Below are 18,155 nucleotides of genomic sequence, written 5' to 3'. Positions count from 1 at the left end.
TGTGGTTTTCTTTGCGTAGGGTCGGTGATTTTCTCTCATGGCTCGTGGGGAGTAAGGGGGTGCGTGGGTCTTTTTGTGCCGATCCTGTCCCTCGTGTGGATGGCGCGCACGGTGGCGATGACCCGAGGCGGGAGGAGGACGCGTCAGGCGCTTTTCATATTCCCCGTTTTGCTGCTCGGTTAGGACTGGACTCTGCAGGACTGCTGCGTATCCAGCGTACGGTGGCTCGTGTCGAGGGACACACTGACGGAGAGGTGGCGCTCGCTCTTATCAAGGAAAGTGATTCGTACTCGGTCTATGAGCTGTTTTTCGCACTCGTACTTGCTGGCGCCTGTTTTTGCGTTCAGCTGAGCATGGTGTCGGTGCTTGAACAAGCGTTTGCGCGTTTCTTTTGGGCGCCGCCATCGTGGTATATGCCGGCGTTTATGGTAGCGTCGAGTGTGGCAGCGTGTGTGCTTTTTTTCTTTATCGCAAACATTCCGTGGGTGGATCGCGCGCTGGTACCGGGACCTCTCAAGCAGCAAAAGAGCTATGCGCGCGCGGTGCGCCACTTTGTGGAAAGTGGTGTGTGCAATACGCGCAATCGCACGGGGATTCTCATCTTTATTTCTGTGTTGGAGCGGCGTGTGCTGGTGCTCGCAGACGTGGGGGTGAGCGCGTACGTGCCTGCCCGTGAATGGACTGAACTGTGTCAAATAATTACTGCGGGGTTGCGCTCGCGTCGTGCAGCGGACGCCTTATGTGAGGCACTTACCCGTGTGGAACAGGTGCTCGCTACGCGGATGCCACCTCAGAAAAAAAGTTCCAACGAGTTACCGGATGGGTTAGTGATTTTGAGTCACTAGAATTGAATCGGTGTTCTGCGTAGTGTGATTCCACTAGGTGAGCGGCACGGGCATTCTGCTGTGGCCGTGTGTTCGCGGGGTGTTTCTGTGTTCAGAGGAGAGAAGGCGGTGGATGGGGTGAGGGGGCGCCTGAGTGCCCTGCGTTCGCTGATGCGTGCGCAAGGGGTAGATATTTGTTATATCTCCGGTGAGAACGCGCATGGGCAGATAGATGGTGCGCGTGAATATTTTTCTGGATTTACAGGCTCTGCAGGAATAGTGGTGGTGACCGCACAACGTGCGTTTTTGTGGACAGATGGGCGGTATTTTATCCAGGCTGAGCGTGAGCTGTCGGCATGTGAAGTGTGCCTTTTTCGTACAGGGCAGGCGGGCGTACCTCGGGTAACTGAGTTTTTGCGTACAGAACTCCGTGCTTTTTCATCTGGGCCTGGGCATGGAGGGGGAACGCTCGCAGTGGATGGCCGTACGATTTCTGCGGCTGTATGGGAGCAGTTTCAGCAGGAGCTTGTGGGTGTGTCGCTTCGCCTAGACTTTGATGGGGCGCTCCTGCTACCGCAGGAGCGTCGCGTTTCCGTAGTTCCTTCCCCTGCGTTTTTGTTGGATGAGCGCTACACGGGGCTGAGTGCGGCGCAAAAGCTCACCCAACTGCGCGCGGCGCTCAGTGCACGCAGCTGTGATGCAACGGTGTTGTCCACATTGGATGATGTGTGCTGGCTCACCAATGTGCGCGCATACGATGTGCCGTGTACACCGCTGTTGGTGGCATACATGGTCGTCACGCACACCCGTGCCTTTCTTTATGTGGATATGCGCAAAATTTCTTCTGCATTGCGTCAGGCTTTGTATGCGCAGGGCATTGAGTGTATGCCGTACGATACTTTTTTTGATCAGGTGTGTGCGCGCTGTGCGGATCAGGAACCGACGGTACATGCTGTGGGGAAAGGAAGAGCAGGAGTGCAGGAAGTGGCAGGCAGAACGCCAGTGGTGTTGTTGGACTTTGAGCGTTCGTGTGCTGCACTGGTGGATCTCTTTCGTGCATCGCCGCAGGTGTGTAGACCGCAGGTGGAACGATCCGCTCCTTCCGGTTCGTTATCGTCTGTGCTAGGCACAAAAGAGGATGGTACTGAGACCAGCAGAGGTGGGAAAAGTGCGTGTGCGTTGCAGTCTGCACGCGACGCTCTGGCAGCAGGGAAAGAAAAGGAGAACAAAGAGGAGCAGGGACAGACCATGTGCTTCTCCGTTTGTCGTGGACTTTTGCCAACTGTAGCGCTCAAAGCATTAAAGAACGACACCGAGCGAGCCAATGTGCACCAGGCAATGATACAGGATGGGATTGCGCTGGTAAAAACGCTGCAGTGGGTGTACCAGCAGCTTGACGTGGGTGCAGACATTGATGAATGCGCTGTAGCGGAGTTTGTACGTGCTGCCCGGGCGATGTCTCCGTCTTTCATCGAAGAAAGCTTTCACACCATTGCAGGATACGGGGCGAACGCAGCAATGGTGCATTACCGCCCCGTGCGTTTTTCAGCTTTACACCCTGCTGCGGGTCAAACGGCAGCACTGCTTCGCGCGCATGGTTTTTTATTATTGGATTCTGGCGCGCATTATCGTGAGGGTACCACCGACGTGACGCGCACGCTGGCTCTCGGTCCTTTGACAGATGCGCAGCGTGTAGACTACACGCTGGTATTGCAGGCGCACAGTGCGCTTGCGCGTGCGCGCTTTCTTGCAGGGACCAGTGGGGCGGTGCTCGACGGAATTGCCCGGGCTCCGCTGTGGGCACAGGGACGAGACTACCCACATGGGACGGGGCATGGGGTGGGTTTTTGTCTTTCAGTGCATGAGGGTCCCTATAGTATTTCTCCGAGTGCTCCCGGGAGAGGAGGAACTGCACGAGGCATTGGGGCAGAGCACACGGGAGATCCCCCCTTTTTTTCTGAGGAGGCGGCGTGGCAGCTGCGCCCGGGTATGCTCCTTTCCAATGAGCCTGGGGTGTATGTGGCTGGCTCTCATGGCGTGCGCATAGAAAATCTTATGTGGGTGGTACAGGCGCATGAGTCTGACGCGCAGTGTGTGTGGAAGGAAGGAGGGGAGGGAAAGGAAGAGAACGCGGCGGCGCGTGAGTGTACGGGTGCAGATAGGATGCAACCGTCACGATGCCGAAGTTTCTATGGATTTCAAACTGCAACGCTGTGTCCAATTGACACGCGGCCGCTCGTGCGAAAACGATTGCACGCTGAAGATATTGCGTGGCTGAATGCCTATCACCTACGGGTGTATGTAACGCTCGCGCCGTTTTTAGATGCGCGTACGCGCGCCTTTTTGCGCACGTGCTGTCGTGCGCTATAGCGTTTTCCTGTTGATTGGTGTTATACGCAGATCTTGATTTTTGATCATAAAGGACATTAGCTTAGGCGGGTGCACTGCATGTGGTGTCTGAAAAGATGTCCACGGGCAAGAGGAGGGAATTGTGATTACGATTTTCGAAGCGCTTGAGCGTGTGCGCGTCATTCCGGTGGTGACGCTTGAGCGCGTGGAAGACGCAGTGCCGCTTGCACGCGCCTTGATAACAGGTGGTATCAGGTGTATGGAGGTAACATTTCGAACGTTGGTTGCTGCGGAGGCGATTGCGGCAATCCGTCAGGAGTGTGCTGATGTGTTACTTGGTGCAGGAACCGTACTGACGGTAGAGCAGGCGCAGCAGGCGCAGGCAGCAGGTGCGCAGTTTATGGTCAGTCCTGGTTTTAATCCGCGGGTTGTTGCCCACTGTCTGGGGCATGGCGTTCCGATCATACCGGGGATAGCATCTGCAACAGAAATTGAGCGTGCGCTTGAGTTTGGTATTTCGGTAGTAAAGTTTTTCCCCGCTGAGCTTTTGGGAGGTACGGCAATGATGAGTGCGCTCGCACGTCCCTACACGGCGGTGCGTTTTGTGCCTACGGGGGGAATTCATCTTAATAATCTTGCTGAGTATGTGGCGCATCCTCGGGTGCTCGCCTGTGGGGGCAGTTGGATGGTACCGGCGCAGTCAATGGCGGCAGGAGATTTCTCGCAGGTTACTGCACTTTCTCAGCAGACGTTACAGATTGTCGGGGTAATGTAGGGGGTGGTGGCTCAAACGTTGTCTTTCTCAGAGAGGGCACGTATACTGCCGGCGGCACTCAGGTGCGGGAGGTAACTGGTGCGCAGAAACTCGAGGACGATGGCAAAGATAGTGGCGCTGCTTGCGCTTATTCTTTTGCTCATATTGGCAGGTTTTATTTGGTTTGATTATTTAGGAGTCCTCGATGCAAAGCGGGCGATTTCTCCGTTGTACCGTCTTTTTGGACGTTCGGTGCCGGAGGGAGTTGTGTCGACTGCTGATCCGGATTTGGATGCGGATCGTTATGCCAAGCGTCTTGAGGCGCTCGGGGAGCGTGCAGAGGAATTAGATAAAAAGGACGCTGAGCTACAGGAAAAGGAAAAGGATCACGAAAGGGTTTCTCAGGAGTTGGATGAGCGTCTGCGCGCGCTTGAGGATAAGGAGAAATCCTACAACTTGCTTGTTGCGGAGACAAACGAGCGTCGCGGGAATGTGCGTAAGATTGCAGAATACGTCAGTGGTATGCCTCCGGAGAGTGCGGTAAAGATTCTGCTGAAAACTGATGATCAAGATGTGATTGAAGTGTTTCGTATGGTGGATGCGGCCGCTCGGCAAAGGGGTGTTAACTCTCTTGTGCCGTATTGGCTTTCTCTTATGCCTCCTGACAGGGCAGCTGAGATTCAGCGGAAGATGGCAAATAAACCTGCTGACTTTCCCTAGGCGGTTCATACCAACTTGATAAAGTGCTCTTATGTTTTTTTCTCTCCTTTCGCCGGCTGCTTTTCTGTTTGTTTTTTTTGTCCTGTATTGGTACGTTTTCCGCACCGCGACGCAGCGGGTCGTTGTGCTGCTTGTAGCAAACTTTCTTGCTATTGCAGCTTTTGATATTCGCTTCTGCATTTCGTATCTCGTTTTAAGTGCGTTAGCCTACAGCTGTGGGTTGCTCATACTCATGCAGAAAAGTTTCTTATGGAGAAAAGTCCTGCTCATTGCGGGTACCTTGTTGCAGATACTTTTCTTTTGTCTTTTTAAACATTTCTCTGATATGCTCTCGCTCGTGCGTGCATTTGCTCCTGCATATTTTGCGCAGCACACATGGCACCAACATGTAAAAGACTGGAATATATGGCACCCAGTGGGTATTTCGTACTGTACATTCAAATGTATGAGCTATGTGTTTGACGTATATCTGTGCAAGATACGCAGAAGAGAGCCGTTTGCGCGTGTGCTTTTGTATGTGTCTTTTTTTCCTCAAATGATTTCAGGACCTATTGCAAACGCATCGCATTTTTTTACACGTCTGCTGCACAATTTGCGCGCTGGTGAAAGCCCCTTAGATCGTCCTATCCACTTTGATCGTGCGGTGGTATTACTGTACACGGGGTTGGTCAAAAAAGTTATTTTTGCAGATTTTCTTTCTATACTTGTGACTGATAAAATTTTTACGCTTCCTTCCGCATACAGTAGCACCGAGTTGCTCTTTGGCCTCATCAGTTACAGTGCGGTTTTATACTGCGATTTTTCTGGGTACAGTGACCTGGCAATTGCAGTTGGGTTGCTTTTTGGGTTTGAAACACCGGCGAACTTCAAACGCCCTTACATATCTCAGTCAGTTACTGAATTTTGGAGACGCTGGCATATTTCCTTTTCTCAATGGTTGAAAGAGTATTTGTATTTCTCACTTGGGGGTTCACGTTTTGGGATCAAAAGAACGGTGTGTGCACTTTTTTTTACCATGCTGATCGCAGGTCTCTGGCATGGCGTACGCTTGACGTTTCTGTTGTGGGGCATGGCGCAGGGTGTGGCTTTAGTAATTGAGCGGGTGTATAGGGAAAAAAGACGGGTAAACGGTGCGAATGCCTTTGGATCAAATAGTGTGATGGGAAGATGGAAAGCGCGTGCTATGCGGTGTATACGCGTCAGTGCATTGTTTCTTTTTGTCAGTGTTGGATGGCTTATTTTTCGCGCACCGTCTTTTGCAGAAGTGTGGCGGTACGTTACCTTGCTGTTCCGAGGAAGTTGGCATGGGCCATTCCAAGTTATCACGCCATTTACCGCGTTGCTCACGCTGTGTGCACTGTGTGTACAACTCCCTTCAGATCGTACGCGTGCGCGCGCGTTTGCTTGCTACTGCGCAGTGCCCTTACCCGTAAAGGCTTTGTGTGCGGCGTTCTTTTTCTTTGTACTGTCGGTTATGACTCCATCAGGTATTGCGCCCTTTATTTATTATAGTTTTTAGCGAAGGGGCTATGATGACAACAGTGCGTGTTATATTGCAAAGGTGTGCACGGGGAATATGTAGTAATAAGGGTCGGTACAGTGCGAATCAGGTACTGCTTTTTTGCATACTTACGCTGAGCCTGTGGACGCCATTTCTCGGTCCGGCGTTGCGCTATCCTGCCGTGTACATACGGCACAAGAGCGTGAAAAACATCTACCTTGCATTCGTAGATCCGCTCATGCATACTGCAGAACAGTGGGGAATAGATACGGTATTTCCTCTTTTGCGCGAGAGTTTTTTGCATGCGACAGGTTTGATACAGCATCCGGAGTGGGAAGATACGTTTTATCACTGCGAGCAACGCTCTTATGAGCCAGCTGCTGCCCTGGCGGAGTCTGTGCCTTCTCCTGTCTTACAGGAGGCCGTGGCCGTTTCCCCTCCGGGGGTGGCGGTTAACGATTCTGTTGCGGAAAGAAAAACAACTGCTCCCGCACGTGTCTTTTCGCGTACAGCGCTTCGTATTTTGATGTGTGGAGATTCCCAAATGCGTTACCTTACCGGCGGTGCGTTGCAGGTGCTAGGGACGTCTTCGCACGTGCAGATTCAAGAAGTGACGGTTAGTTCTTCTGGTTTTGTGCGGACCGATTATTACCACTGGCCACGAAAATTTCTCGCGCTCCTGGATACGCACACCCAACAAGAACCATATGCAGCGGTAATTATGGCATTTGGTATGAATGACTATCAAAATTTTTATGATGCGGATGGCTCTTTGTGTGTGACGAAAACTGCACGCTGGGAACGCGCGTATGAGCAAAAAATGCGCGCCTGTTTGAATATTATTCTGCACACAGTACCGAAGGTGTATCTGTTGGGTATGCCAGAGACACGTAACAAACAGTTGAATGAGAAGCTTGTGTACATCGAGCACGTACAAAAGAAAGTAGTGGCGCAATACGATCCGCAGCGGGTGCGCTATTACTCCCTCAAACCAATTGTACCCGGTGTACACGGAACATATGCAAGCGAGATAAGGGACACGCACGGCCGTTGGGTACACGTGATGCACAAAGACGGCATCCACTACACCATAGAAGGTGGTGCGTACGTTATGAAAACTCTCTTACCCCTTATTCTTGCAGATTTGGAACGGTCTCGTCACGGATACATGCGTTCTTCTCTGGGGCCGCATGAACTCCCTGCGACGAAGGGGATGGAAAAAGCACGTCACGCGTCAACTCGAACATAGGGATAAACCGCACCGTTGTATCCTGCATGACAGGGGGTGCGTCCTGCAGGGGGTTATCGTACGTCCACACCGTTGCCTGCACTTGCATAGCGCTATTTTGGTCACCTGAGAATGTTACCGTAAAGGGGAGTGGTGGGCGCGCCTGCGATATGAACCGTACCACAGATCCCTGCTCCAAACGCGTAAAAGGCCTATCTGCTTCGTACGCAGCAGTTCCGTGTGGAGAGGTGATGCGCAGTTCGATTGCCTGCGCGCGCAACTGAGAGCGCACCTCCAGGACGTTGATGCGTCCGCCAAAGTAACTGCGAGAGTCCATGGAGATCTGGAGGTGATCCTGTGCCTTTTGTATTTCCGCTGTGGACAGCCGCGCGTATGTGCGTGCACGTATACGCCGAGGAATGGGCAGTGGAGAGTGAAGCGAAAGGGTGAGCCCCCTCTCACTAATGCGATAGCATGCGGTAATTTCCTGTGGGATACGCGTGCTTGATAGCGAAACGCTCCAGAGCACACCGTTGATAACGAGCACAGTCAGTAATGCACCAGAAAGCAGAAGGTTTCTCCTACGTATGAAAGGGATGCGAGGGTGGGATTTTTCCCGTTCAAAAAAGAGAGTGAGCATAAAAAGCATAAACGGAACACAACCGAGTGCAAAAAATACGTTGCTTTGGTGGAAGGATAACGGCGCGGTAACCGCACTGTTCTTTAAGTATGCGTAAAGGAAGGGAGCGAAGAGAAGAAACATCATTGCAAGCATTAGCCGTCGTGTAGTCTTTCTCTGTGCGCTAAAGAAGACAAGCGAGAGCGCATACTCTAGAGCGAAGACTGCTGAGAGTGAAAAATCGATAACAGAAAAAAGGACCGCGTACAACAGACAGAGTGTGCTTGCAAGATATCCTCCGATAAATCCGTTGTGCAACATGGAATCTCTGATTGTCTTGCTGTTTGCCATGCACACGCACGAGAGTGCAATTGCGATGCTGTGCTTTACTATGAGTGCAAGAAGCGGTAATGCACCTGTTGATGTGTGCGTGCCAAAGCGGATAAGAAAAAAAAGAGCGGTAAGTTGTGTTGCAACGAACACGCTACACACGCTCAGTACCCCTAAGATAGCAGGGAGCCACCACATGGCTAAAATAGTGTTCCAGTAATGCCTTTTGCGCGAGTCAGAAAGAAAACTAAAAATAGCCAAAGAGAGCAAAAGAGTGATGACAGCGCCTAAGATAAGAATCACGAAAAATTGCTCTCGAATGAGGTAGAGCGTGCCGCCGTACGAAACACTCACGTAATGCGTGTCCCATTCTTCTGAGTACACCTGGGTAAGGAGTGCCGGGAGCGTGTGCAGTGCACCTGGAGGGTACGACGAATTTTCCATCCTTACTGCAGGAATATGCTCCTTGATGTAGAGTGCATGGCGTGGGTCCTCGTGCAACCATCCAAGCCGGTGCAATATGGTATCAAAGTCCCAATAACGGATGGGGACGTGGTGTGATGTTAGGTGTTGGTATACTGCTTGAAGAAGCCAGGGTGGGCACACTGTACGGTGTGCCCCCGTGTGCAAGCGCGGTGGCCCTGTAGTTTCGTCGAGTATCAGGACTATTGGCGCCTTATAGGAGGAGATGAGCGAGATGAGTTTTTTAGTTCCTGTAAGCCGATCGACGGGCACAAAATCAGGAACGGGAGGATGGTCGTGTGCAGTTATTGCCACGAGTACCGACACGTCTGGGGTCTGGTGCTCAAAGTCCTGCACCAGCAAGCGGAGCTGCTGTACCGCACGCGTCTCGCGTTCTTGCGCTTCACGCGATGCAGTGAAGACGACGAGCACATCCGTTCTTGGTCCAAAGAAGTGAAGCTCGTTTTCCTGCGCGTGTACAAAAATACCACAGAGCACGAAAAGCAGCGCGCGGCACACCCGAGTCATGACTTGTCATCGGCAGGGAGTGCGCCGGTTTCGAACCATGTCTCTATGCGCTTGTAGGAGCTATTAATCCTGCGCACTATATCGGCTGCCTGTTCGGACGTGTGCGTACACGTGAAGACGTCAGGATGGTATTTTTTCAGCAGTCGTTTCCACGACTGCTTGCAGTAGGAGAGGGGGAGCCCTGCAGGTACTGAGAGGACTGCAAAATCCTCAACGAGTTCAGGAGGAACAGGGACGCGCACTGGTCCTGGGGGAGGGTTCTTTTTTGGCGGCGGTCGGCGCTCCATGCGTCCTGCACAGGTGCGGTACTTGCCGCCGCGGTTGTCCCATTGATCGAAGGGGTCTTCGTCGGAGTTGAGCCGGTCGCGTAGGATAGCACCGATTCGCTCGTAAAAGCTGGTCATAGACACGTTCCTTTTTGAATAATGTCGCCGAAGCGTGCGCCTTCTCCTGCGTGTACGGAGCGTTGGAGTACTGCCCCCACAAACAGGTCGGCGTGTTCAGGAGCTTCCCCGGCAGAAAGATTTGCCTCGCTGCGCACTATTACCAGGTTCTCTTTTTGGAGCACAGTCCCACAGGGGTATGCGTGGAGATAGTGAAGAGAGCGGTTAGATTTCTGGTAGTGAGCGCGTTCTGAGGGAGCAAGCACCTTCTCTCCTGAACCGATGACGGCGCGAACAACGTGCGGGGCATACCCACGCTCGTGTAGAAAGGAGATAATCTGTGAGGGAGAACGGCGAGCGCATGCGTTGAGCGCCGCTGTCATGGTGCGAAAATCGGCAGGATCTAATGCAATGGAGTCATCGAGTCCTGCATCTGTTCGCGAAAGGCAAATGTGTTTTTCGACGATGCAGGCGCCGTGTGCACGGGCAAGGAGCGGGACAAGGAGCGGGTCTACGCTGTGGTCGCTGACGCCGACGTTGATATTGAAGATGGTAGCAAGCGCAGGCAGCAGCGCAAGGTTGTACTCTGTCTCTGGAGCAGGGTATGCGGTGATGCAGTGCAGTAAGGCGTGGGAGCTGCCCTGCTTGGTATACTGGCGGCATTGGGCAAGGGCCCCTTCGATTTCCTTCAGGAGGCAGACCCCACTTGAAAGTATAAGTGGAAGTTCTGCAGCAGCGAGTGTGGAGATAAGGGCGGGGTAGTTGAGCTCTGGGGAAGCTACCTTGAGGAAGTCTGGTTTCAAGGCGAGCGCCTCTGTTGCAGAGCGCGGGCCAAAGGGGCTGATGCCGACTAGCATACCCCTGCTTCGTGCGTGGTTAAAGCACTGCGCATAAAAGGAAAGTGGAACTTCTAGCTCCTCAAAGCGCTGGTAGAGGGAAACTGCTCCGCTGGGAAGACGGACAGCCCCCGTCAGCGGGTGCAGTATTTCGCGCGCGTAGATGAGCTGGAATTTGACCGCAGCTGCTGCTGCGTCTGCAGCTGCGTCTATGAGTGCCCGCGCGCGGTCAAACGAGCCCGCGTGTGCGGAGCCGATTTCAGCGATGGTGAGTATATCCGCGTCTGGGCGAAAACAACGTCCCCCGCACGTGAACATGGGGCATTGTACGCCAAACGCGTGATTGGTGTATAGCTTTCCTGATCGGTAGGCAATTCTTGCCGTGGTTTGTATGGGTAAGAGGCAGGTGCTAAGATAGTGTGCGCTTGTCAGACATCTATTTTTGCAGTACCGTCGTGTCGGCCCTGCGGGTGCCGAGGATGAACGGCATGTTGCGCACGAGCGTGTTGGTATGTATTGGGTGTCTCTCTGCTGCAATCCCTGCGCGCTTAGGTGCCCGTGCGGTGCCGCCTCTCTCTAGTGCGGTGGTAGATGAGGCGGCGCTCCTTTCTGTGCAGGAGGCGCGTGGTATTCGCGCCCTTCTAGAGGGGCTTGCGCGCCCTTCTGGAGATGGCTCTTCCAGATCGCATCCTTCTCCTGCGCCTGAAGCTCATGCGCGTACGCTCCATGACGGTACGCCGTTGCAGATAGCGGTTTTGATTGTTGATTCGCTCCAGGGGGATAGTCTTGAGGATTTTTCATTGCGTGTGGCTCAGGAGTGGGGTATCGGTGGTCGTGCGCAGGATACAGGAATTGTGTTAGTGATTGCGCGCGCGGAGCGTAAAGCACGCATCGAAGTAGGATACGGTCTTGAAGACCGCGTCACCGACGTGCATGCACATCAGCTTATCCGTGGGACGCTCGCGCCGTGTTTTCAAGCTGGCGCCTATGCACAGGGTGTGTACGAAACGGTGTTGCGTTTGGCTACCCTGGTGCGGGGTCAACACGAGGTACAGCAGTTCATGCAGCCGCGCTCTGTGCAACCTGCGGTACCGCGCCGGGGTCCAGTGAGAAATAGTGCCGGGAGCGTGTTTTTCTTCCTGCTGCTTTTTTACTGTCTGGGGGGCCGGCTTTTGCCAGGGGGAGTGTTGTGGCCATTGCTGTTCTTCGGCACTCGGCGGCGTTATGACCCGTTCGGGTCAGGGTTTAGCGGCGCATTCGGGGAGTGGGCAGGGGATGGAGGAGGGTTTTCTGGCGGTGGTGGTCGCTTCGGTGGAGGCGGGGCCTCTGGTTCTTGGTAGCTGCTCCTAGCACAGCACGGTTTCTTTTTCTGTACGGACAGTCTCTCTTGGAAAAGGTGTGTCTATAGTGTGCTCGGCGACGCACGGGAAAAGCATAAGGAGTGAGAACAATGACTGAAGAAGCTATGCGCGCGATGGCACTTTCCATCCGCAGTTTGACGATAGACGCCATCGAACGGGCGAATTCTGGTCACCCTGGTTTGCCGCTGGGCGCAGCAGAGCTTGCTGCCTGTTTATATGGGACGATCTTAAAGCATAATCCGGCGAATCCTAGCTGGTTTAATCGGGATCGTTTCGTCCTGTCTGCAGGACACGGGTCTATGCTCTTGTATGCTGCGCTCCACCTTTCTGGGTACGACGTTTCGCTTGAGGATATTAAGAACTTTAGGCAGGTAGGCTCCCGGTGTCCTGGCCATCCTGAATACGGTTGTACCCCCGGTGTGGAAGCAACAACCGGTCCATTGGGTCAGGGTATCTCTATGGCGGTGGGTTTTGCGCTTGCAGAGGCAATGCTTGCGGCACGTTTTAATACTGATGAGCATGCCGTTGTAGATCACCACACCTATGCGCTTGTGGGGGAAGGCTGCCTTATGGAGGGCGTTGCCTCAGAGGCTTCTAGCTTTGCCGGCACTATGCGTCTGGGCAAGCTCATCGTTTTTTATGATGAGAACCACATCAGCATAGACGGATCTACCGATCTGACCTTTAGCGAGGATGTGGCTAAGCGCTACGAAGCGTATGGCTGGCAGGTGCTGCGCGGTTCTATGTATTCGTATACGGATATTATGGATCTCACTGCGTGTGCAAAGCGTGACGATCGGCCTTCTCTCATTATCCTGCGTTCGATTATTGGAAAGGGTGCGCCTACCGTTGAAGGGAGCGCGCGTGCCCACGGCGCCCCGCTTGGGGAAGCGGGGATGAGAGAGGCAAAAAAGGCATTGGGACTTGATCCTGCGTGCTCTTTTTTTGTAGCGCCTGAGCTTACCGCTGTTCTCCAGAAACGAAAGTGTGAATGTGCGCATGTCGAGGACTCGTGGAATGAGCTCTTTGAAGCATGGAGCACGCAGTATCCTGAAAAACGTGCTGACTGGGACGCTGCTTTTGTTCCCGGAGGGGTAAGTACTTCGCAGCTAGCTCGTGTTGTCTGTCCCCATTTTGAGAAGGGTTCGTCACTTGCTACTCGGACCGCTTCTGGAAAGGTGCTCGACGCGCTCTGCTCTGTGCTACCGAATCTGGTAGGTGGCTCTGCAGATTTACGCGGGCCGAATGCGGTAGCGGTCTCTTCGTTAAAACCATTTTCTGCAGAGCATCGTGCAGGCGGCTACTGTTATTTTGGTGTGCGCGAGTTTGCCATGGCAGCCATTGTGAACGGAATGCAGTTGCACGGCGGTTTGCGTGCGTTTGGCGCTACGTTTATGGTTTTTTCAGACTACTTTCGCCCTGCGCTCCGTCTTGCGGCGCTCATGCGCATCCCTTCTGTTTTCGTTTTAACACATGACTCTATTTTTGTAGGAGAAGATGGGCCGACGCACCAACCGGTGGAGACGCTCGCTGCGCTGCGTGCGATTCCCAACGTGCTTGTTCTGCGCCCTGCTGACGCAGAAGAAACGTTTGAAGCTTGGAAAATAGCGTTGCTGCACCGCAGTGGTCCTGTGTGTATCGTGTTGAGTCGGCAGAACGTGCCGGTTTTTGAGAAAAGTGACAGTTCGTGGCGCTCTACGGTGGAGGAGTCGGGGGCCTATGTAGTGCGCGAAGGGGGTGCTACGCCTGAGCTGACTGTCTTGGCAAGTGGCTCTGAGGTGGATTTGGCGTTGCGTGCCGCGCAGCTGAGTAAAAGACGTGTGCGTGTGGTGTCTGTACTGTGCAAGGAGCGTTTTGAGGCAGCAGGGGACGAGGTGCAGCGGCGCATACAGGGAGGAGCACGCGTTGTAGTGGCTGAGGCAGGGGTGCATCAAGGCTGGGGAGCGTGGGCAAAGCGGGAAAAATGCCTTGTGCTCGACCGTTTCGGAGAGTCAGGCCCTGGTACGCAGGTGGCACAGGCGCTGGAATTTACCGCCGAAGCGCTGGTGGAAATAATCCTTGATTGGTTAGCATAAACGCGTCAGTAAAGAAGGGGCGGACGGTGCTGCCGCGTAAGATAAGCGGTACTCATTCGCCTGACTCCTGTACCCCATAGTTTCCGTATATGCGCGTGCGTTTGCGCGTCCGGAACGCGTCTTCTAACAGTGGACCGAGCATCAGAGATTGGTATTGTTTTTGCATTTCTTCTACCTCTGGGCGAAGCACTGGGTGTTTTGGTGCGAAGAGTGTGCAGCAGTCCTCGTACGGACGGATAGAAATGGCGTACGTACCGATTTCTGTGGCGGTGCGGACAATATCTTCTTTATCTGCACCGATGAGCGGGCGGAATATCGGCAGATGCGTGCACGCGCTGGTCACCGTTAGGTTCTCAAGCGTCTGACTTGCTACCTGTGCAAGGCTTTCTCCAGTGATAAGGCAACGTGCGCGCTGTTCCCGCGCTACGCGCTCTGCAATGCGCATCATGCACATACGAAGTAACAGTGTGAGGGAAGGGGCAGGGGCGTGTGTTTGGAGCTGTTTTTGAATGTCTGTCAACGATATGACTGTCAGCGTGGTACTAAGTCCATAGCGCGCCAATACCTTCGCCAGGTCTTCAACCTTTTTCTGTGCTTCAGGAGGGGTGTAGGGATAAGAGTGGAAATACAGACAGTCAATGTGCATGCCGCGAGAAAGCATTCGGTACCCGGCTACCGGGGAGTCAATGCCGCCGGATAATAGGAGTAGCCCGCGTCCTGAGACGCCACAGGGTAAACCACGCAGGCCGCGACGTCGGGCACCATACAGAAAGGCTTCGCGCTCGCGTACTTCTATGAAAATGACCACGTCAGGATGATGGAGATCCACGGACAAAGCGCCTGATTGGTGGATAACCGCGCCGACTTCCCGTGCAATCTCACTCGAGGTACGGCAGAAGCGTTTGTCCGCGCGCCGCGCCTCTATTCTGAATGTTCGCTTTCCTTCGCGCGCAGCGAACGTCGCCTCAGCATGTGCACACCGTGTGATCGCTTCCATAGTTTTGGGGCACGCCGTGGCAGCAGCCCAACCGGTAATTCCCAGCAGGCACGAGAGGGCTTGCTCAGCGGTGGTCTGTGCTTCAAAGGAGGCCGGGACTGACAGATACAGCCTGCCTGCGCGGACAGTAACGTGAGGGTTTATGCTTCGTAGCATGAGCGTGAGGTTGCGCTCAAGCTGCACTTCAAACTGTCTACGGTTCCCCTTCTTTAAGCTGAGCTCACCGACGTGTGCAAGATACTGCGTACTTCCGTTCACCACGTGTTAGGTATATGGTTTTATCCAGGCAGTGTCATCTAGATAGCGGAGGTATATTCTCCTTTCAACCGAGTGAAGCTACGAGCGCTGAAGTACAGACGATGAGCATAATTCCGTATGAGGTAATGCTCACGACAGAAAGCACCGCTTGTGCATGACGAGTGTTCTTCTGCATGCGATAAAAAATACCTGCCCGGCTCGCCCAGGCCAAATAACCGACAGCCATCAGGGGGAGTGCTAACCCCGCTGAAATACTGAGCACCGCTGCGACGCCAAGTCCAACTGCATCTAAGCTGAGCACCAGAATCATCACAAACAACGCAGCAGGGCAAATAAATAAACCGCTCAAGAGCATAGTACCCCACTGCATGTGGGCGACTGTTCCTGTCCGCATACACACGGCAGTGTGCGCGCTGCAACCGCAGGAGAAATAGCGCCCGCCCGAAGGGAAAAGGTGCATCAGCTCATGCACGAGAGAGAAAAGCGCTAAGAAGGTGAGCAGTCCGTAGGAACCCACCTCCATGTGCCACATTGTGCGTGCACTGTGTGCACCGATTGCACCGGAAACACCTCTAAATGCAGAAAGCAAGAGCAGGGAAGCTGCGCCATGCAACGCCGCAAGTAACGCTGCAGTGAGCGCAGGTTCCCACACAGGTGCGTTCCTCCCCAGGTAGAAAGAAAAAAGCGCTGCCTTTCTGTGTCCTGGTCCTAAGGCGTGCAGAACGCCATACGCAAAGGAGAGCATTACAGTAATCCACCACGCGCGTGTTGAATGGGTTTTGCTCCACTGTACTATGGCGGCACCGAGGCGTTGATGGACGAGCGCGTATCTGCGCAGCAAAAGCTCCGGGGTGCGCTGCCTCCGCGGGCGCGCGGGAGCGCCGCCAAAAAAAGGATTAGCAAGGACGCCCGTGGCGCACGCGGCAAGCGCGCACAGGATACACGCGCGAACGCGCACCCCTACTTTCTTCATACGCTCTCAACTCCCCTTGGAAAAGGACCTTAGGGGGCAGTGTAGCGCAGGAGAATCTCTTTTGGGTAGTAGGTATGCAGACCGGGACGCCAGTGTTCGTATTGGGGAGTGCTTTCTATGCTATCGAAGGGGTCGTAGTACACAGGAGCGGTTCGGTTTTCAACAATTTCATAGGAAGGCTGCACGCGCGCCTTATCGCACACAAAGCGTACGGTGTCGTGTTCTGCATAACGAAAGTCGCAGAAAAATGAGTGGTCATAGAGTGCAAGATACAGTGTTCGCCGGGTTCCTGGGGGTGCGGACTTAGCATGCTGGTAGCTAGAAAGGTCAATGGAGAAGTGATAAGACAGCGTACCGTCTTTCTGACTGACCGAGAAATGCTGCACTGACTGGGGACTTGTACGTGCTGCTTGAGAGCGAGTATGTCGCGCGTGCGGCTCCCCGGAACGGATGAAGGTAAAAAAAGAGTAGTGTTTGGTATGGATGAAGGCATTTTCAAACACCTGCTGTGTTTCTTTTTTGTCAAACAGCCCGTCTTTATTGGTGTCGTATCCGCTAATGATATCGGCGCTGAAAAACGGATCAAACTCCCAGGTAATATGCGCGCGTTGAAGCACCCCCTTCTGCCACTGAAAGGTTACTTTCGTGCGGATAAAAACGTGCGGATGCGCCCACAGCGCTCCGGTTCCCCCCGCACAGATGATAAGCAGGGTCCGCACCGCGCGCCACATTCGTTTTTTCACACCACCTCCCTGCTGTCAGATTACTTGAGTATTGCACCACACCGCCACCCTATTAAATAATGCGTGCACAGTTTACTCAATAAGGTAAAAGGTTGGCGTTAACTATGGAAAAATCATTTATTTTGCAACAGCAGGGGATCAGCTTTGCCAAGCACACATTTACCCAAAAGCTGATGGAGCACCTGGGACTCATAGAAGTTCAGGGACCTCTTCTGAGCCAGGTGGGTGACGGGATCCAAGATGGTCTTTCAGGTCGGGAGAAGGCGGTTTCCGTCTCCGTGAAGCAGATCCCGGGTACTGCCTTTGAGGTTGTGCACTCGTTAGCAAAGTGGAAGCGCCACACGCTTGCCCGCTACGGCTTTCAGGATAATGAGGGCTTGTTTGTACACATGATCGCGCTCCGTCCGGATGAAGACTCCTTGGATCAGGTGCGCTCTGTGTGTGTGGATCAGTGGGATTGGGAGAAGGTAGTACCGGTAGGGTCGAGAAATCTTGCGTATCTGAAGGACACGGTGCGTAAGGTCTACGGTGCTCTTCGGGAGTCGGAGGTGTTGGTAAGTGAGAAGTTCGGCCTACGGGCGTTTTTGCCTGCGGATATTGTATTTGTACAGAGCGAGGAGCTGGTGCGGCGTTATCCGCATTTAGACAGCAAGGGGCGTGAGGATGCTATTTGCAAAGAGCATGGTGCGGTGTTCCTGATTGGGATCGGTGGTGTGCTTTCTGACGGCAAGCCGCACGATGTGCGCGCTCCAGATTACGATGACTGGACGACGCCTTCCGAAGGGGAATACAAGGGTCTGAACGGCGATATTTTGGTGTGGAATCCAGTGTTGGGGCGTGCGTTTGAAGTGTCTTCGATGGGGATACGGGTAGATGAGAGTGCGCTTCGCACGCAGCTGGCTCTTACTGGCGATGAGGATAGTCTGGCGTGCAGCTGGCACCAGGATCTGATCAATGGTCGTCTTCCTCAATCCATCGGAGGTGGCATCGGTCAATCCCGTTTGGCGATGCTGCTCCTACAAAGGAAGCATATTGGTGAAGTTCAGGCCAGTGTATGGCCGCAGTCGGTGAGGGAGGAGTTCGAGAACATTCTTTGAGTGAACCGTAGTGGGAGTAAGCTGGGTTGTTGCATAGGGGTGCGCTCCGCCCCGGCATGCAACCCGTCGGTGCGTCTTTCCTGCATAGTTCTTGGGAGGTGCGGGTTCGATCTGTTT

15 protein-coding genes are annotated in these 18,155 nt (G+C 53.7%); 9 read left to right on the top strand and 6 right to left on the bottom strand.

The features are described from left to right. The first annotated feature begins 59 nt into the window (after window positions 1-59). From TPCCA_RS02805 to TPCCA_RS05345, 6 genes are all read left to right on the top strand, one after another. Window positions 60-845, top strand: coding sequence for a TPM domain-containing protein (locus TPCCA_RS02805; protein ID WP_245522081.1), 786 nt, complete (start codon window positions 60-62; stop codon window positions 843-845). Window positions 846-869: 24 nt separating this feature from the next. Continuing rightward, window positions 870-3,194 carry an aminopeptidase P family protein gene (locus TPCCA_RS02800; protein WP_013945207.1) on the top strand — a complete coding sequence of 775 codons (2,325 nt, stop codon included), beginning with the start codon at window positions 870-872 and terminating at the stop codon, window positions 3,192-3,194. A gap of 121 nt (window positions 3,195-3,315) precedes the next feature. After that, on the top strand, window positions 3,316-3,948 hold the full coding sequence (locus TPCCA_RS02795; protein ID WP_013945206.1) for a bifunctional 4-hydroxy-2-oxoglutarate aldolase/2-dehydro-3-deoxy-phosphogluconate aldolase: 633 nt from the start codon (window positions 3,316-3,318) through the stop codon (window positions 3,946-3,948). A 99-nt stretch (window positions 3,949-4,047) separates the two neighbouring features. Further along, window positions 4,048-4,647, top strand: coding sequence for a periplasmic-type flagellar collar protein FlbB (locus TPCCA_RS02790; protein WP_013945205.1), 600 nt, complete (start codon window positions 4,048-4,050; stop codon window positions 4,645-4,647). 31 nt (window positions 4,648-4,678) lie between these two features. Continuing rightward, window positions 4,679-6,166: an MBOAT family O-acyltransferase gene (locus TPCCA_RS02785; protein WP_013945204.1), complete on the top strand. Its 1,488-nt coding sequence runs from the start codon at window positions 4,679-4,681 to the stop codon at window positions 6,164-6,166. Window positions 6,167-6,179: 13 nt separating this feature from the next. Further along, window positions 6,180-7,397 carry a DUF459 domain-containing protein gene (locus TPCCA_RS05345; protein WP_013945203.1) on the top strand — a complete coding sequence of 406 codons (1,218 nt, stop codon included), beginning with the start codon at window positions 6,180-6,182 and terminating at the stop codon, window positions 7,395-7,397. On the opposite strand, the gene TPCCA_RS05490 is transcribed toward TPCCA_RS05345, so the two are convergent. From TPCCA_RS05490 to TPCCA_RS02760, 3 genes are read right to left on the bottom strand one after another with little or no spacing between them, the layout of a single operon-like run. Then, window positions 7,279-9,315, bottom strand: a complete 2,037-nt coding sequence (locus TPCCA_RS05490) for a hypothetical protein (RefSeq protein WP_013945202.1) — start codon at window positions 9,313-9,315, stop codon at window positions 7,279-7,281. The genes TPCCA_RS05345 and TPCCA_RS05490 overlap by 119 nt on opposite strands. Beyond that, window positions 9,312-9,725 carry a J domain-containing protein gene (locus TPCCA_RS02765; RefSeq protein ID WP_013945201.1) on the bottom strand — a complete coding sequence of 138 codons (414 nt, stop codon included), beginning with the start codon at window positions 9,723-9,725 and terminating at the stop codon, window positions 9,312-9,314. Before TPCCA_RS02765 ends, TPCCA_RS05490 begins: the two co-directional genes overlap by 4 nt. Continuing rightward, window positions 9,716-10,852, bottom strand: a complete 1,137-nt coding sequence (locus TPCCA_RS02760; RefSeq protein WP_013945200.1) for an N-acetylneuraminate synthase family protein — start codon at window positions 10,850-10,852, stop codon at window positions 9,716-9,718. The genes TPCCA_RS02765 and TPCCA_RS02760 overlap by 10 nt, the downstream gene beginning before the upstream one ends. 161 nt (window positions 10,853-11,013) lie before the next feature. On the opposite strand from TPCCA_RS02760, the gene TPCCA_RS02755 reads away from it, so the two are divergent. Together TPCCA_RS02755 and tkt are read left to right on the top strand one after the other, a co-directional pair. Next, window positions 11,014-11,874, top strand: coding sequence for a TPM domain-containing protein (locus TPCCA_RS02755; protein WP_245522078.1), 861 nt, complete (start codon window positions 11,014-11,016; stop codon window positions 11,872-11,874). Window positions 11,875-11,984: 110 nt separating this feature from the next. Continuing rightward, window positions 11,985-13,970 (top strand): transketolase, encoded by a 1,986-nt coding sequence (gene tkt / locus TPCCA_RS02750; RefSeq protein WP_013945198.1) that lies wholly within the window; start codon window positions 11,985-11,987, stop codon window positions 13,968-13,970. Window positions 13,971-14,022: 52 nt separating this feature from the next. Here the strand turns inward: tkt and thiI are convergent, their stop codons facing one another. The 3 genes from thiI to TPCCA_RS02735 form a co-directional block, all read right to left on the bottom strand. Then, window positions 14,023-15,228, bottom strand: a complete 1,206-nt coding sequence (gene thiI / locus TPCCA_RS02745; RefSeq protein ID WP_013945197.1) for a tRNA uracil 4-sulfurtransferase ThiI — start codon at window positions 15,226-15,228, stop codon at window positions 14,023-14,025. 61 nt (window positions 15,229-15,289) lie between these two features. Next, entirely contained in the window at window positions 15,290-16,198 is a 909-nt protein-coding gene (locus tag TPCCA_RS02740; protein WP_013945196.1) for a nickel/cobalt transporter, read from the bottom strand. Between the two features lie 29 nt (window positions 16,199-16,227). Beyond that, window positions 16,228-16,941, bottom strand: a complete 714-nt coding sequence (locus TPCCA_RS02735; RefSeq protein WP_013945194.1) for a DUF1007 family protein — start codon at window positions 16,939-16,941, stop codon at window positions 16,228-16,230. Window positions 16,942-17,045: 104 nt separating this feature from the next. Here TPCCA_RS02735 and asnA point away from each other — a divergent pair, with 104 nt between their 5' ends. After that, complete coding sequence (gene asnA / locus TPCCA_RS02730) at window positions 17,046-18,038, top strand: aspartate--ammonia ligase (RefSeq protein WP_041609995.1); 993 nt, start codon at window positions 17,046-17,048, stop codon at window positions 18,036-18,038. Window positions 18,039-18,155 lie beyond the last annotated feature (117 nt).

The organism is Treponema paraluiscuniculi Cuniculi A, assembly GCF_000217655.1.
Classification (GTDB): Bacteria; Spirochaetota; Spirochaetia; order Treponematales; family Treponemataceae; genus Treponema; species Treponema pallidum.
Note: the sequence above shows the minus strand (reverse complement) of the source record. Positions and strands in the feature narration are given on the sequence as shown.